Annotated in this window: 13 protein-coding genes; 6 read left to right on the forward strand and 7 right to left on the reverse strand. The window is 40.5% G+C overall.

The window, feature by feature from the left end; all coding sequences use genetic code 11:
• Positions 1 to 61: 61 nt before the first annotated feature.
• Positions 62 to 2395: a S8 family serine peptidase gene (locus tag AC0VZ5_RS00350; protein WP_178954489.1), complete on the forward strand. Its 2334-nt coding sequence runs from the start codon at positions 62 to 64 to the stop codon at positions 2393 to 2395.
• A gap of 11 nt (positions 2396 to 2406) precedes the next feature.
• A complete protein-coding gene (locus tag AC0VZ5_RS00355; RefSeq protein WP_178954491.1) occupies positions 2407 to 2940 on the forward strand; it encodes a S8 family serine peptidase in 534 nt (177 codons plus the stop codon).
• A gap of 58 nt (positions 2941 to 2998) precedes the next feature.
• On the opposite strand, the gene AC0VZ5_RS00360 is transcribed toward AC0VZ5_RS00355, so the two are convergent.
• A complete protein-coding gene (locus tag AC0VZ5_RS00360) occupies positions 2999 to 3469 on the reverse strand; it encodes a DUF2721 domain-containing protein (RefSeq protein ID WP_178954493.1) in 471 nt (156 codons plus the stop codon).
• Between the two features lie 244 nt (positions 3470 to 3713).
• Here AC0VZ5_RS00360 and AC0VZ5_RS00365 point away from each other — a divergent pair, with 244 nt between their 5' ends.
• Together AC0VZ5_RS00365 and AC0VZ5_RS00370 are read left to right on the forward strand one after the other, a co-directional pair.
• Entirely contained in the window at positions 3714 to 7178 is a 3465-nt protein-coding gene (locus AC0VZ5_RS00365; RefSeq protein ID WP_475473698.1) for a S8 family serine peptidase, read from the forward strand.
• A 128-nt stretch (positions 7179 to 7306) separates the two neighbouring features.
• The gene (locus AC0VZ5_RS00370; RefSeq protein ID WP_138605459.1) at positions 7307 to 9478 is read left to right on the forward strand and encodes a S9 family peptidase; all 2172 of its coding nucleotides are present in this window, start codon (positions 7307 to 7309) and stop codon (positions 9476 to 9478) included.
• A gap of 41 nt (positions 9479 to 9519) precedes the next feature.
• Here the strand turns inward: AC0VZ5_RS00370 and AC0VZ5_RS00375 are convergent, their stop codons facing one another.
• From AC0VZ5_RS00375 to AC0VZ5_RS00390, 4 genes are all read right to left on the reverse strand, one after another.
• Positions 9520 to 11007 (reverse strand): sensor histidine kinase, encoded by a 1488-nt coding sequence (locus tag AC0VZ5_RS00375; protein WP_475473701.1) that lies wholly within the window; start codon positions 11005 to 11007, stop codon positions 9520 to 9522.
• Positions 11008 to 11017: 10 nt separating this feature from the next.
• Positions 11018 to 11743, reverse strand: coding sequence for a response regulator transcription factor (locus tag AC0VZ5_RS00380; protein WP_138605474.1), 726 nt, complete (start codon positions 11741 to 11743; stop codon positions 11018 to 11020).
• An 88-nt stretch (positions 11744 to 11831) separates the two neighbouring features.
• Positions 11832 to 12554 (reverse strand): spondin domain-containing protein, encoded by a 723-nt coding sequence (locus AC0VZ5_RS00385; RefSeq protein ID WP_475473703.1) that lies wholly within the window; start codon positions 12552 to 12554, stop codon positions 11832 to 11834.
• Between the two features lie 10 nt (positions 12555 to 12564).
• Positions 12565 to 13266 (reverse strand): spondin domain-containing protein, encoded by a 702-nt coding sequence (locus tag AC0VZ5_RS00390; RefSeq protein WP_475473705.1) that lies wholly within the window; start codon positions 13264 to 13266, stop codon positions 12565 to 12567.
• A 183-nt stretch (positions 13267 to 13449) separates the two neighbouring features.
• Between AC0VZ5_RS00390 and AC0VZ5_RS00395 the strand changes: the two genes are divergently transcribed.
• Together AC0VZ5_RS00395 and AC0VZ5_RS00400 are read left to right on the forward strand one after the other, a co-directional pair.
• Complete coding sequence (locus AC0VZ5_RS00395; RefSeq protein WP_178954505.1) at positions 13450 to 13815, forward strand: DUF4870 domain-containing protein; 366 nt, start codon at positions 13450 to 13452, stop codon at positions 13813 to 13815.
• Positions 13816 to 13890: 75 nt separating this feature from the next.
• The gene (locus AC0VZ5_RS00400) at positions 13891 to 14331 is read left to right on the forward strand and encodes a YqaA family protein (protein WP_010392588.1); all 441 of its coding nucleotides are present in this window, start codon (positions 13891 to 13893) and stop codon (positions 14329 to 14331) included.
• Here AC0VZ5_RS00400 and folX read toward each other — a convergent pair.
• On the reverse strand, positions 14308 to 14664 hold the full coding sequence (folX, locus tag AC0VZ5_RS00405; protein ID WP_054202892.1) for a dihydroneopterin triphosphate 2'-epimerase: 357 nt from the start codon (positions 14662 to 14664) through the stop codon (positions 14308 to 14310). The two genes, AC0VZ5_RS00400 and folX, sit on opposite strands and share 24 nt — an antisense overlap.
• Positions 14665 to 14667: 3 nt before the next feature.
• Positions 14668 to 15222, reverse strand: a complete 555-nt coding sequence (gene folE / locus AC0VZ5_RS00410) for a GTP cyclohydrolase I FolE (protein ID WP_008108996.1) — start codon at positions 15220 to 15222, stop codon at positions 14668 to 14670.
• Positions 15223 to 15235: the final 13 nt, after the last annotated feature.

Here is a 15235-nt window from a genome sequence, read left to right on the forward strand (position 1 = left end):
GTTGATGGTGTTGGGGTTGTGTACATTCGGTTATCATAAAAATAACCAATTAAGAGCATTTATGAAAAATAATATTTTTAAGTTGTCAGCGTTGTCTGCTGCAATAGTAATTTCGCTATCAGGGTGTGGTGGAAGCGATAATGATAATAACAATAAAGCCCCAGTTGTTACTGATGTAGCACCAAAAGCGAGTGATGTTGCTGTAAGCGATCAAAAACAATGGATCCCAGTAACTGCCGAATTTAATGCAAGTGACCTTGATGGTGATACATTATCATTCAGCTTTACTGAAAACGGTGAAGCTGTCGTTGCTGAAGACGGCGTGTTCATGTTTAGCCACGGTGCATTAACAGTCGATGGTACATCATTTACTTACGTGCCAGTCACAACTGAAGACGCAGTAATCGATTACACGGTGACAGCTAACGGTAAAACAGCATCTGCACAAATTATGGTTTCAGGTACTATTGGTGACCCACTAGCAAATCAACAATGGCACTTGAATAATACAGGCCAAAAAGCTTACGCCTTAAGCGATGAGATGAAACAAGGCCTTATTGATTTATATGTTAATCAACGTGGTTTTACTGAAGAAGAGGCACAAGCACGTTTTGATGAAGACTTCGCTAAGTCAGAAGCTGAAGAGCTTGTTGTTGGTGAAGACATGAACGTAGCAGCTGCTTATGCGCAAGGTGTTACAGGTGCGGGCATGACTGCTGTTGTTGTTGACTCAGGTATGGAAATTCGCCACGAAGATTTAATTGATAACGTATTGCCTAACCGCTCTTTAAACCTGGACGCAGAAACATTAGACCGTACTGACCCTACAAGCACATCTAACAGCGGTGACCATGGTACTAGTGTTGCAGGCTTAATTGCAGCAAAAGGTTGGAATGGTAAAGGCGGTCGTGGTGTTGCACCTGATACAGGCTTAATTGGTATGAACTACCTTGGTGGTGAGAAAGTAGCGCAAACTGATCTACTTGTACATGGTTTCCCTGGAAGTGGTATTAGCACGTCTGAAAGCATTTCGGCGTTTAACCGTAGTTACGGTATTACATTCCCGACATTTATTGCTTATTCAGAGCTTGATGAAACAATAGAGTCTTACCCAAATCTTTACCTTCGTGATGGTAAAGGTGCACTAAACATGAAATCGAGCGGTAACTCTTTTGTTGGTGATGAGAGCGAAGGTTCATTATGTGAAGATAACGGTGCTAACGAGTTAGGGTTAACTTGTTATAATGGTGCATTTGAACCTAGCCAAGGTCATCCTTATTACTTAAGTGTCGCAGCTGTAAATGCAAATGGTAAGCACACTAGCTACTCAACTGCAGGTGCTAACTTAATGGTTTCAGCGCCAGCGGGTGAATATGGTCGTTGGGCTCCAGCAATGGTTACAACTGATCAAATGACTTGTATTAATGGTTATTCAGGCTTCAATGGCCGTTCTATCACCGCTTGGGCTGCAGCCTATGGTGAAGAGTTTGCTGCAAGCCAATACCCATTTAATTACCCAGGGCATGAAGATAACGCAAGTTGTAACTACACATCTACATTTAATGGTACATCGTCTGCTGCGCCAAATGCATCAGGTGTGGTATCGTTAATTCTTTCAGCCAACCCTGAACTAACTTGGCGTGATGTGCGCCATATATTAGCATCAACCAGTACTTTAATTGATGCAGATAACGCAGCTGTTAATTTAACTGTAGGTGAAGGTGAGTTTGTTGCTCATGACGGTTGGGTTGAAAATGCTGCCGGTTATAGCTTTAATAACTTATATGGCTTTGGTCGAGTTGATGCTGGTGCAGCTGTTGCAATGGCTAAATCTTACGAAGCTTCATTAGGCGAGCAAGTAATCACGAATTGGAAAGGTTTTGGTTCAGTTGTTGCTGAGGATGCACTAGCACTTGAAATCCCAGATAACAACGCATCGGGTTTAACACAAGAAATCGAAGTGACTGAAGAGCTGAATATTGAAGCAATGCAGTTTAAGTTTGATGTTAGCAACTCTGAGATGGTCTTAGATTTAAGCGATGGTACACAAACATCTGCTGGTAACGATTTAGCGATTGAAGTTACATCACCGGCGGGTACCCGTAGTGTGTTATTGTCATCTAAACAAGCACTGTTTTACCCAGCATACAGCTTCACTAATGGTTGGAGCATTGGCTATGTATTAAAAGACGCAGTTATGCTTTCAAATGCTTTTTACGGCGAGTCTACTAAAGGTACTTGGAAAATCCGCTTACTAGATACAAGTGCAGATAGCTTTGCATTGAGTGACGGTGGCGATAACGGTTTAAGTGCAATTGGGATAAGCAATAATAGCTCAGCGAGTGTTCTTGAAGGTGTATCTCTTCGCGCATTCGGTCACGCAGGTCAAGAGTAAGGATTATAAAAATGAAATTTAATAAATTAATCGTATTAAGTGCTGCCGCGTGTATCTCATTAAGCGCAACAGCTAACACTAGCTTTGATAAAGAACTTGAGTTACCTAAAAAGCAGGTTGCTAGCTTAAAGTTTGATAAAGCCGACTTTGGTTCTTATAAAGTAGAGAAAGGCTTACGTTTAGTGCCGTCTAGTGTTGCAGCAGAAGAGCATGTAGTGATGAAGAAGGGCGATATGTCAATTGTTAATGTTGCTACTGACTCAGAATTAGTTACTAAAGGCTCTTTAGTTCGCAATATTCTGACTAATAACTTAAGCACATTATCAGGAAACATTACTATTCTGTTAAAAGACGGTAAAACTGCAAGCGATGTTGCATCAGCAACGGGCTTAAAGGTAGTATCTGTTTTCCCAGGCACTAAGATTGCGGTTATGGCTGTAAATGAAGGACAAGATATTTTAGCGGCTTCAGAGCAGCTTAAAGCATCTGGTTTTTCAAAAGAGGCTAGAATTGAAGTGTTAGAAACTATCTACACTGTGCAATAATTTATTTTAAATCAATAATAAAAAGCCCCGTGTAACTAAAGTTACATGGGGCTTTTTATTAATCATTCATATCAATATCGGCAAATATCATTCCTCGACGCATACTGCGGGTTGCCAAAAAAACCTCGCCAAGTAATGACATAAATGCACATATTAGCAATGCCATTGCACCAACAAAACAACTACCAATAGTAACGCCTAAATTAATCGACTGTATGTGCGATAAAAATAACAGCATAACCACGGCACATACTAATAATGCGCTTAAGACACTTAAGCTGAAGGCTATGTGGATACATCGAGAACGTTTTAGGAGCGCTCTTAATTCTGTGGTTAAGGATAAGTTAAACTCCTCATCCGTACTAACTTTTAATTTTCGTTCTAACTGTCTGGCCCTGTCTGTAATACGTGCTAAACGGTTGGATAGCACCCCAAGTGTTGCTGCAATACCCGTAATTAAAAAAACAGGGGCAACGGCTGTTTGAATGACTTTAGCCATAGTTAAAATATTAATTACATCATTGTTCATTTTTTTCTCAGTGTTTACATTTTCGTTTACATTTTCGTTTACATTTTTTTACAAAGTTAGTTGCTTCTTTTTGGTGTTTTAAATCAGTTGTTTACGCTATTTTTGTAAGGTGTTCTGTTTTTTATGTAATTTTAATGTAGCAATGCTGTTGCTCATACAAAGGTTGGCGTTTTATATTCGGTTACATAGCCAAAGAATTAAATATAGCAAATACAATAATACATAACCTATCTTAGGGGAAACAATGTCTAACAATATAATTAAAAGAACAGCAATCGCGACAGCTGTATCAAGTGCACTTGTGGCAACGATTGCTAATGCTGCGACTTTACCTAACGCTACAATGACCAATAAATACGCAGAGCAAATTAAGGAAATAGCTGCTGATAAAAAAGCACCTTCTGCACATATGATCGTTCTTAAGGCAAAAACGTCTGTCGATGCAGTTGCTGCTGGGACTTACCAATCATCTTCTAATCGAGAAATAACGGCGCAGATTGAGCAGCTTCAAGATATGATGACTGTTGAGTTAAATAGCTTAGATTTTAATGCAAAAGTAATTGGTAAAACTAAAATTTTAGCGCCAACCTTAATTGTTCAAGCAACCCCAGAAGCGTTAGCTCAAATTTCAAAAGATGATCGCGTTGCTAAAGTTTTACCAATGTTCGATCGAGAATTACATGTTGCTGCGAGCTCTGAATATATCAATGCTAAACCACTTATTACTGATGGTATTGCAAGTGGTAAAGGCCAACGTGTTGCAGTGCTTGATACAGGTATTGACTATACGCATGAGGCGTTTGGTGGTGAAGGTACAGTTGAGGCTTACCTAGCTGCACAGGCTGATCCAACTTCAGTTGCATGGCCTCAAGGTATCGTGCAAGGTGGTTACGATTTTATTCGTGATGATGCAGATCCTATTGAAAATGACGCGGCTAACTCTCCATCAACGGGTGATCCAACAAATCACGGTACATCATCTGCAAACTCAGTAAACGGTATTGCACCTGATGTTGAGTTATATGCATATTCTGTATGTGGTGGTGGTTGTCCAAGTGCAGCACAAGCAGCAGCATTAGAAGCGGCAATGGATCCTAACGGAGATGGTGATATTTCAGACCGTGTTGATGTAATGAACATGTCTCTTGGAGGTGAGTTTGGTGACACTTACACTGGTGGTGGTACACAATACTTAGTTCAACGTGCAGTTGAATTAGGCGTAAATATGGTCATTTCTGCTGGTAACGATGGCGACAACCCGTTCCGTATTGGTGGTCCAAGTACTACACCTAATGCACTATCTGTTGGTGCTATGACTCACCCAACAACTGAAGTTGGTATTGCAACAGGTACTGTTGCAGGTGTTGAAGGTAATATCCAGCCATCAAGTTTTGGTCCGCAAGAAGCGTTTACAATTTCAGGTGCCGATATTGAACTAGTTTATCCTGATACAAACGCAGATGGTTGTACTGAATTTGCTGCAGATGTTGATTTTACAGGCAAAGCAGTATTAATCGACCGTGGCGCATGTGCATTTACTCAGAAAGTATTGAATGCGCAAGCTAAAGGTGCTGAGTTTGTAATGATTGCAAACAACAACGATGATGGTACTCCTGCACCTATGGGTGGCTTTGATGCTGCAGTTACAATAAAAAATGTAGGGGTTAACTTTGCTGCAGGCGCAGCATTAAAAGCTCAGTTAGCTGCTGGCGGTCCTGCGACGTTTGATATCAGCATTGAATTGAAAACAACAGCGGGTGCGGTTGCTACATTCTCATCGCGTGGTCCTTCGATGGATGGCTTATTAAAACCAGAAATTACAGCGCCAGGCACAAGCATTGATGTAGCAGCATCAGGTACTCAAACGGGGACTAATCCTGTGTCGGGTACGTCATTCTCAGGTCCAATTACAGCCGGTGCGGTTGCTATGATCCGTGAAGCACATCCAGAGCGCAATGCGTTTGAGATTAAAGCAACAATAATGAATGCTGCGAACTTAAATGTAACCAATGAACCTCTTGATATAAATCCTGACTCAGAGCTTGCACCAATTAGTATGATAGGTGCTGGTTTGGTTGACGTTACTAAGGCGGTTAATCTACCAGTTGCGGCATGGGTGCATGACGGAAAGTTTGATACTAAACAAGCTGCGCTTTCTTATGGTTTAGTGAGCCTTGCAGAAACAGGCTCTATCACTAAAACGGTAACCGTTAAGAACTTCTCTGCAGATGCAAAAACTTATAATCTTCGCACAGAAGCGCGTTATCAAAGTGATATTGATACTAACGCAGTTAGTTGGGATTTCCCTGAGTCTGTAACAGTTCCTGCAGGTCAAGCGATTAACTTTGATATTACAATGACGGTTGACCCAACTAAATTACCTGTATGGGAATTAGAAAACCCATTCAGTGCAGATGACATTGCAGCAAGAAGTGCAGCATTAACATCAATCGAATTTGATGGTGCGTTAGTATTCGATGATGCATCTACAGATAGCGATCATGATTTACATCTTGTTTATCATGCAATGCCAAAGGCGGCGACTGAATTAAGTTACTCACCTGAAGTTGTTAATAATGAAATGGCATTAGTTATTGAAAACACAGGTCAAACAGAAATTACGCCTCAAGCTGAAAGTGTAATTGCAGTGGGAACAGAAAAAACAATTGAAGAGGCTGAGTTTAATATCCTGTCTACTACTTTCTCTGCGTTTAATTCAGAAGCGTGTGATTCAGGTGTATTTATAACTTCTTCCATTCAATTGCGAGATCCATTAACACATGTATTCCAAGCTGGGTACAGAGTTGAAATCGACACAGATAATAACGGTGTCTCAGATCAGTATATGCAAAACTATAACGATCGTGGTCGTCAGACTGCATTCCCTGGTCGTAGTCGTACTCTAATTGGTACAACTGATGGTGCGGGTAATGACACGTTGGCATGGGCTACTCCGCTTTACCATGCGGCAGGTGAAGATACAATTACCTTCTCTGGCTGTTCTGAGTTGATGAATATTGATGCAGCAATGATTGGCGAGCCAATGAACTTTAAGGTATCAGTGGGCTACCCTAGCTATCAAACAGGTGTTTACTTTGAAACTGATAGTGTAACAGGTTCAACGGTATTTGGTGTACAACCTCAGGTACAGATTACTTCACTTGAAACGGGCGAAGCAGTTTCTTCAATTATGCCAGGAGAGAAAGCGGTTGTTTCTGCAAGTGGTCCGTTTGCACTATCGCAAGGTTCAGGCACTAACCTTATTAAAGTTATGGCAGCTGAAGACCTAGAATTACCAGACGTTGAAGCACCAAAACTGGTTGGTGGTGAGTTTAGTGTTTCAGAAGATGCAGCGGATGGAACCGTAGTAGGTGCGCTTACTATTGAAGAGTCAGAGTTAGATTTGGCCATTTCAGAGTATTACGTACAATCAAATACAAATATTGGTCTTGCTGTTGATGCAGATGGACAAATTGTGGTTGCAGATACAACTTTATTAGCAGGTGATACATCTGCAGAAATGGAAGTTGTTGCTATTGATGTTCGTGGTAATGTATCTGAACCTGTAATGGTAGCGGTTAGCATTACAGCGCAAGTAGCACCTGTTGTTACTCCAGAACCAGCGAAGAAAAGCTCTTCAGGTTCACTAGCCTGGCTAACATTACTAGTTGCACCGTTTGCATTTATGCGTCGTCGTAAGCAAAAGTAATGTACTAACTTAAATGTTTATAAAAGGGAGCTTCGGCTCCCTTTTTACATAGCTTCACAAACTAAATTTCTGTGCTATTAAATATTAGGTATATTTAACAAAAATAAAAACTACAGAGATTCTAATCAATGAAACATACCCCATTTGTTCTTACTTTTATTTCCTTAGCTATTTTAGGGGGATGTAACAAAGCTCCTGACGTTGAGCAATCAGCAAAAATTGAAAACGCAGCTGCTAAAATCGCAGTCATGCCGCCTATTGCGAAGAAAGTACCGTATAAAATGACAGTCCATGGCGACACGCGTATCGATAATTATTATTGGATGCGTGATGATGAGCGTAAAGCTCCTGAGGTAATTGGTTACCTTGAGGCTGAAAATGCTTACACAGATGAAATGCTTGCGCATACAAAAACGTTACAAACTTCGTTATTTGAAGAGCTAAAAGGGCGAATTCAAAAAGATGATGATTCAGTGCCAGTTAAAAAAGGTAACTATTATTATTCGTCGCAAACTCGCGGCGATAATGAGTATGCTACTTACTTACGCAGTAGTGATTTTGCAGGCACCGATCAAGAAGTTATTTTAGACGTAAATGAATTAGCTAAAGGCCATGACTATTTTGCGGTTAGTGGCCTAAATGTAAGCCCAAATGATAACTTAATGGCGTATGGTGAAGATACGGTGAGTCGCCGTGTTTACAATATAAAAATTAAAGATTTAAACACGGGCAAATTACTAGAAGACACGCTTGAAGGGACTAGTGGTTATGTTGTGTGGGCGAACGACAATAAAACTGTTTATTACATTAAAAAAGATGCGCAAACCTTACTCGGTTATCAAGTTTATCGTCATACGCTTGGTACATCACAAAGCGATGATGAGCTTGTATACGAAGAAAAAGATACGAGCTATTACACAGGTATGAGCAAGAGCAAAGACGGCTCAGAAATTTATATTTGGCATAGCAGTACTGATGCATCGGGTTTATCAGTACTGAGTGCAAACGATGTAAATGCTAAGCCAAAGCGTTTAATTGAACGTGAAGCCAACCTTGAATACAGCATTTCAAAATTAGGTAATACTTATTACATTGTGACTAATTTAAATGCGGTTAACTTTCAGCTTATGAAAGTTGATATTGATAAAGCCGGTGATAAAGCAAATTGGCAAAGTGTGATCCCTGCTCGCGAGGATATTAAACTCGAAGACGTTGAGTTATTTGATGACTACTTGGTATATCAACAACGTGAAATGGGTCAATCAACACTGATTGCGCGTAATTTAACATCAGGCAAAGAGTTACCACTAAGCTTTAACGACAGTGCGTACACGATTAATGCGTACGGTAATAACGAATTAAACAGCGATACGCTACGTGTGTATTACACCAGTATGACGACACCGGGTTCATCTTATGATGTCAATTTGGCCACTGGCGAAAAAACATTATTAAAGCAACAAGCGGTATTAGGTGACTTTAACGCAGAAAACTACGCGTCTGAGCGTATTTTTGTCACAGCACGCGATGGCGTAAAAGTACCGGTGAGTTTGGTGTATCGAAAAGAGCTATTTAAAAAAGATGGCACTAACCCATTATTGCAATACGGCTATGGTTCGTATGGTGCAACAATGGATCCTAGTTTTTCTTCTGCACGATTAACGTTGCTTGACCGTGGTTTTGTATTTGCAATTGCCCACGTACGTGGTTCGCAAATGTTAGGGCGCCCGTGGTACGAAGCGGGTAAATTACTCACTAAAAAGAACACGTTTAACGACTTTGTAGATGTTACTAAGTCATTGGTAGCTCAAGGGTATGGCGATAAAGAGCAAATTTTTGCCCAAGGTGGCAGTGCTGGTGGTTTATTAATGGGCGCAGTGGCAAACCAAGCGCCTGAGCTATATAAAGGTATGGTGGCTGCGGTTCCATTTGTTGATGTGGTTACTACTATGCTTGATGAGACTATTCCGCTTACAACTAACGAGTATGGTGAGTGGGGTAACCCTAACGAGAAAGAATATTACGATTATATGTTGTCGTATTCACCATACGATCAAGTTAGTAAACAAGACTACCCTAATATGTTAGTAACAACAGGTTTGCACGACTCACAGGTTCAATATTTTGAGCCAGCAAAGTGGGTTGCAAAACTGCGTGACTACAAAACAGATGATAATAAACTACTATTTAAAATAGACATGGAAGCCGGCCATGGCGGTGCGTCTGGTCGTTTTAAACGCTTAGAAGATGCCGCGTTAAATTATGCATTTATGCTTGATTTAGCCGGTATAAAAAAATAGCCACACCCAAATTCAACTAAGTAATGAGCCAAGGCGTAACGTTAAGTTACGCCTTTTTTTTGTGGCAAATTAAAGCTAAAAATAGTGCCTTTGCCTATCTCACTTTGAACATTTATTTCACTGTCCATAAGCTTTAATAGTCCACGACAAATAGCAAGCCCTAACCCACCTTGTTGACGGCCCGCTTTATTAGAATTACTAGCTTGGTAGTGGGGATCAAAAATAGCTTGTAACTCATCATGTTTAATACCAACTCCGGTATCCGAAACTTGCACAAATAATTGATAGTGGTTACTTCGTCTTACGCTAACCTCAATACTGCCACCAAGGGGAGTATGCCTAATTGCATTATCGATTAAGTTACTTAAAACGCGCTCAAGTTTGGCTATGTCGGCGATGACAGGGAAGTCACAAATTTCTGGCTCAACCGATAAATTAATGCCTTTTTGTTGCGCAACAATACTAAACTTAGCAATACAATCGTAAATTAGCTCTCCTAGGTTAAATGTTTCTTTATTAATGTTTATTTGGCCATTTTCTAAGTGAGCAAGTTCAAAAATTTGCTCTATAAGTTGCTTTAGCTGTCCACAGTTATTTAATGAGACTTGCAAGTATTCTTGCTGTTCTTGTTTACTTAGTTTGTCACCTGACTGATTTATCACTTCTAAAAAACCTTGTAGAGAGGCTAGTGGTGTTCGCAGATCATGGGAGAGGTGAGTAAGCAGCTCTTTACGTTGTTTATCACCTTGCTCAAGTGCTTTAAATTGCTCGTTTATACGCGTTATCATCGCTTGAATACTTCGACCTAGGCTGTGGACTTCGTTGCTTTTTTGATTTGAATAGTGACTTAGTTTTGTATCGGTTAGGCTATAGTTAGCAGCCTCAATATTGCTCACATCTTTTGCAAGACGTTGAATAGGGCTTGTGAAAAATCGCAGTAAAATAAGCATCGCAATAAATAAAAAAACGAGTGTTGAGCCAAGCCACATAGCAGCCACTAATAACGAGTCGTTACTTTTTATATTATTGAGTGAGGTGTCGTATGCCTCACCACCAATAATTATATATAAATACCCTTGTAATGCATTGTTGTTAAATACAGGCGCCACAGAAAATATTTTTTGTTGCTGTGGGTCTCGTGGGTTATCACCATAAATAGGTGTTGTGTTTGGGTGGGCAATCAGCTTTTTTAGCGGCTCTAAATTAACGTGTGAGCGCTTTACTTTTCCGGGTTCTGCGGAGTAAGTCAATATTTTTCCGCGCTGGTCTACAAAGTAAAATTCAAAGGCAGGGCCTAACAGCATTAGAGTATGAAACAGGTTTTCAAGGGCTTCGTAATCGTATACGCCTTCTTTTATTAATGGATTGTCTTGTACTAAATGTTCAGCCAGTGCTAAATGTAAGTTTTGTTCGCCATGGTGTTTGGAGTTGAGTTCTAATTGTTTACTCCAGCTATAAACTAGCGCACAAATAAAACAAAAAATAACGGCTAACGACACTGCTAATTTTTGGTACAAAGAAAGTTTCATAATAAAAATCTTAATTAAGTTGGTTTGGGTTGAGTTTGTATCCCACACCCCAAACGGTTTCTATAATGGGAGTTGGTTGATGTAATTCGAGCTTTGCGCGCAAGCGGTTAATATGCGAATTAACCGTATGTTCGTAGCCGCTGTGTTGGTACCCCCATACTTTATCGAGCAGTTGTTGGCGGCTAAAGACATGATTTGGGTGACGTGCAAAGTACACAAGCAAATCAAATTCGGTGGCGGTTAGGTTAATTGCCTGTTCAGCTAAGTACACTTGATGAGAGTCAAATTCAATGTGTAGCGAACCAACATGAAGCGTTGTTTCGCCCTTAATCGTATTCTGGTTAGTATTTTGGCTCGCGAGCAATTGTGCTCTGTGTCGCAGTTGGGTTTTTACTCTGGCTTGTAGTTCACGTGCAAAAAAGGGTTTACAAATATAATCGTCGGCGCCCATTTCTAGGCCAATAACTCTGTCCATATCGCTACTTAGTGCTGTTAGTAAAATCACTGAGATAGTTGGATAGTGTTCTTTTATTTTACGACATAAACTCAATCCATCCATTTGCGGAAGGTTTATATCCAGTAAAATAAGCCCGTAAGATTGTTTGGCTATTTTTTTCAAAGCCAGTTCAGCACTTACAACATGATCCACATGTAAATTTAGCGATGTAAGCTGTGTGGTAATTAATTTACCAATTTCTCTGTCGTCTTCAACTATGAGTAACTTTTCATGGCGCATCATTTATCCTCGTAAAAAAGGGGGGCTTCCGTGCTCCCCAACTTCCCCATTAAAAGCTGGTATATCGAGGTTGATATTGATAAACGAATTACTGAGTGCGGGTAATAACCACTTTTGCTAATGGGTTATCAAATTTATGTTCAGGGCTAAGCACTGAGCCAGACAAACCATCTTCATTTGTAACTACACCTGGGTGTCTTGCTACAAAATTAACATCATCACGGGCTTCATTAAAACCTTCTCCGCCATCAGCAGGACCGGGTATCGTACCAGCTGCTTCTGTATTTGCTTCAGTACCTGCATCATAAGCAACGGTAGTGTGAGTTAAAGAGTCGCCGACGGCTAATGAAGATACATCTAAAGCACTAAGACCGGTAAACCCATCATTTGTATTCACCATCATAGTGGCAAGCGACAACTTAAGTGCCTCAAGTGAGTCTGTGGTTAATGTAATCGTGGTATTAGCACCAGGTCCAACAGGACCTTCGCTTGATGCGTTGGCTATAGCGTTTTCTAATGCAAGCAGTTGGCTGTTATCGCCTCCTTCAGCTATTGCTTCTAATGCAATTGAGGCCGCATTGCCAATTTGCCAAAGAGTGCCTTCAGTATGTGCAATAACAGCAATAGGCGATAGTGGCTGCCCCGCGGTTAAATTGCTGACGGTAACATCAAATGTATAGCTTACAGGCTCAGGAGTTGGCGGTGTGACAACCTGAACAGGTTCGTTTCTGTCGTTATCGCCGCAGGCTGCAAGTGAGGCTGCAAGTGCAACAACCACGATGCTTTTTTTAAAGTTATTTAAAGATGCCATGATAACGCTCCTACTTAACCGTAACGGTTAGCTTAGCTACTGGGTTTAACCATCTGTGAACCGTATTACTTAAATCGCTATTACCAGCGGTTAAATCGTCGTCACCTAACGTGCCTGGATGAATATGTACGTTAATATTGCTATCGGTACTTGTTAAGCCAGCGCCGCCTGTGCCCGCGTCGCCACCTGGGGCTGCAGGAATACCTGGCGTACCCGGTGCACCTGAGCCATCGACAATGAGTTCATTATTGTGCTCAGTGCCTGCATCATATGCATTTAAGTAAACAGTATAAGTGCCTGCTTCGGTTGGGATTTTCCAGCTATCCAGGCCAACAAAGCCATCGTTTGTAGGCAGTAACATAGCGGTTACTGAGAGGTAGTCATTACCATCGGTTGTCATTAGTGTGGCCATGGCCGATGATGATGGCGCTAATAAGCCTCCTGCTGGGTTTGCAGCCATGTCGCTACCTGCTGCAGTAGCTTGTGCCATTAGTTCTGCAATGTTGCCACCTTCAGCCATTGTTTGTAATGCAGTAGAAGCTTCAGTTGCAACTTCAAAAAGCTTATCTTCGCTGTCGTGTGCTGTAACTAGCAGTGGGGTAAAGTGAATGCCTTGTGTTAGGTTGGTTATTGCTAGGTCTAACTCTGCAGCTATGGCTGACTGGCTAGCTACTGCTAAAAGAGTTGCAAGTGTAAATGTTGAAGCTTTCATTTTTATTTCCTGTATGTGATGATTCGAGATAAGTATTGAACAATCGTCTCCAGAAACTCTCACAAACTTATCACTTTTTTATCACAGAAATTTAGGTTGTGATTTTTTTACAAATAAATAGATAAGTGGTGTTATATACCTGTGTATAATTAAACCGGATTTTAAAAATTAAAGGATTGTGCTATGGAAGAAAATCAAGAAATTAAAGTCGTTAATAAAGATGACCGAACTTGGGCAATGCTATGTCATTTAAGTGCATTAGCTGGGTTTATTGTGCCATTCGGCTCGGTGTTAGGCCCCCTTATTATTTGGCTAATTAAAAAAGATGAAATGCCTATAGTTGATATACATGGTAAAAAAGCGCTTAACTTTCAAATTACTATGGCTATAGCTTATTTTGTATGTTTTTTACTAATTTTTGCAGCTGTTGGTTTACTACTGTTACCTATGGTCGCTATCTTTTCATTTGTGATGGTGGTTATCGCAAGCGTAAAAGCCAACGATGGCAAAGAGTTTAATTATCCCCTTAGCTTAAATTTAATTAAATAAGCGTTTTGATTTAAGTTAAAAAGTCGTTCAAACCCAGCTTAATGGCTGGGTTTAGTTTTTAGTCATAAGGGAAAAATGCTCTATATAACATTATTTTTTACAGCATTTATATCGGCTACGTTATTACCCAGCTCGTCTGAAGTATTGATGGGTGGGATGATAATGCAAGGTAATACTAACTTATGGCTAATTTGGTTTGCAGCAACCTTAGGCAATGTATTAGGCAGTTGTGTTAATTATTGGCTTGGAACACAAGCATTACGCTTCAAAGATAAAAAATGGTTTCCAGTTTCTGAAAAAGGGCTTAAAAAAGCGCAAAAGCAGTTTAATAAATATGGAGTATATAGCTTACTGTTTGCGTGGTTACCTATTGTTGGCGATCCACTAACTGTTATTGGCGGCGTGTTTAAAGTGCGCTTTAGTATGTTTTTAGTGCTAGTAACACTCGGCAAAGGGCTACGTTATTTAGCTGTAATAGCCCTTGCCGTTGGATTATTTGTGCCAGTCCAGAGTTAGCGACACAGAGTCTGCAAAGCGCAGCGCATGAGGTTTATCCACTCGGGCTTTGGCGTAATTCACACTTGGGTGCGAGTGGCAAACAGCAAGAATTTCAGCAACTAATTTTTCTAACAATAAAAAGTGACCCTGTTCAACTAAGGTAATTACTTCTTTAGTAATTACCTTGTAGTTAAGTGCTTGTTCTACTTCATCAGTTTCACAAGCTTGATCAGCCGGATAATGAATTTCTAAATTAATGACTACATCTTGTTTTTTTTCACGTTCATCTGGATTAAAGCCAATGAACGTGCGTAGCCGTAAATTAGTTACATTAATTATTGCGTTAGCCATAGATTATCCTTTGATCAGCTGTAAAAACTCGTTACGTGTTTTCGGATCGGCTCTAAAGTTTCCTAGCATTACCGAAGTACGCATGCTTGAGTTTTGCTTTTCTACACCACGCATCATCATACACATGTGCTTTGCCTCAACAATGACGCCTACACCTTTGGCACCGGTTACTTCCTCAACCGCTTTGGCAATTTGATGGGTTAGCTGTTCTTGAATTTGAAAACGGCGAGAGAACATATCCACAATACGTGCAAACTTAGACAAACCTAACACTTTGCCATCAGGGATATAAGCAATGTGACAGCGGCCAATAAACGGTAATAAGTGATGCTCACACATAGAGTAAAGCTCTATATCTTGTATCAACACCATATCGTCAGCATCTGAGGTAAATACTGCATTGTTAGTGATTTCGTTAAGCGTTTGGCGGTAACCTTGAGTTAGGTACTCCATCGCTTTTGCAGCGCGTTTTGGAGTATCGAGCAACCCTTCACGTTCTGCATCTTCACCGACTGCGGTTATAATTTTTTGATAGCTTTCTTTTAATTCGTTATGCATAAGTTTCTCGTTT

Source organism: Pseudoalteromonas sp. QJM3NY_12 (assembly GCF_056173165.1).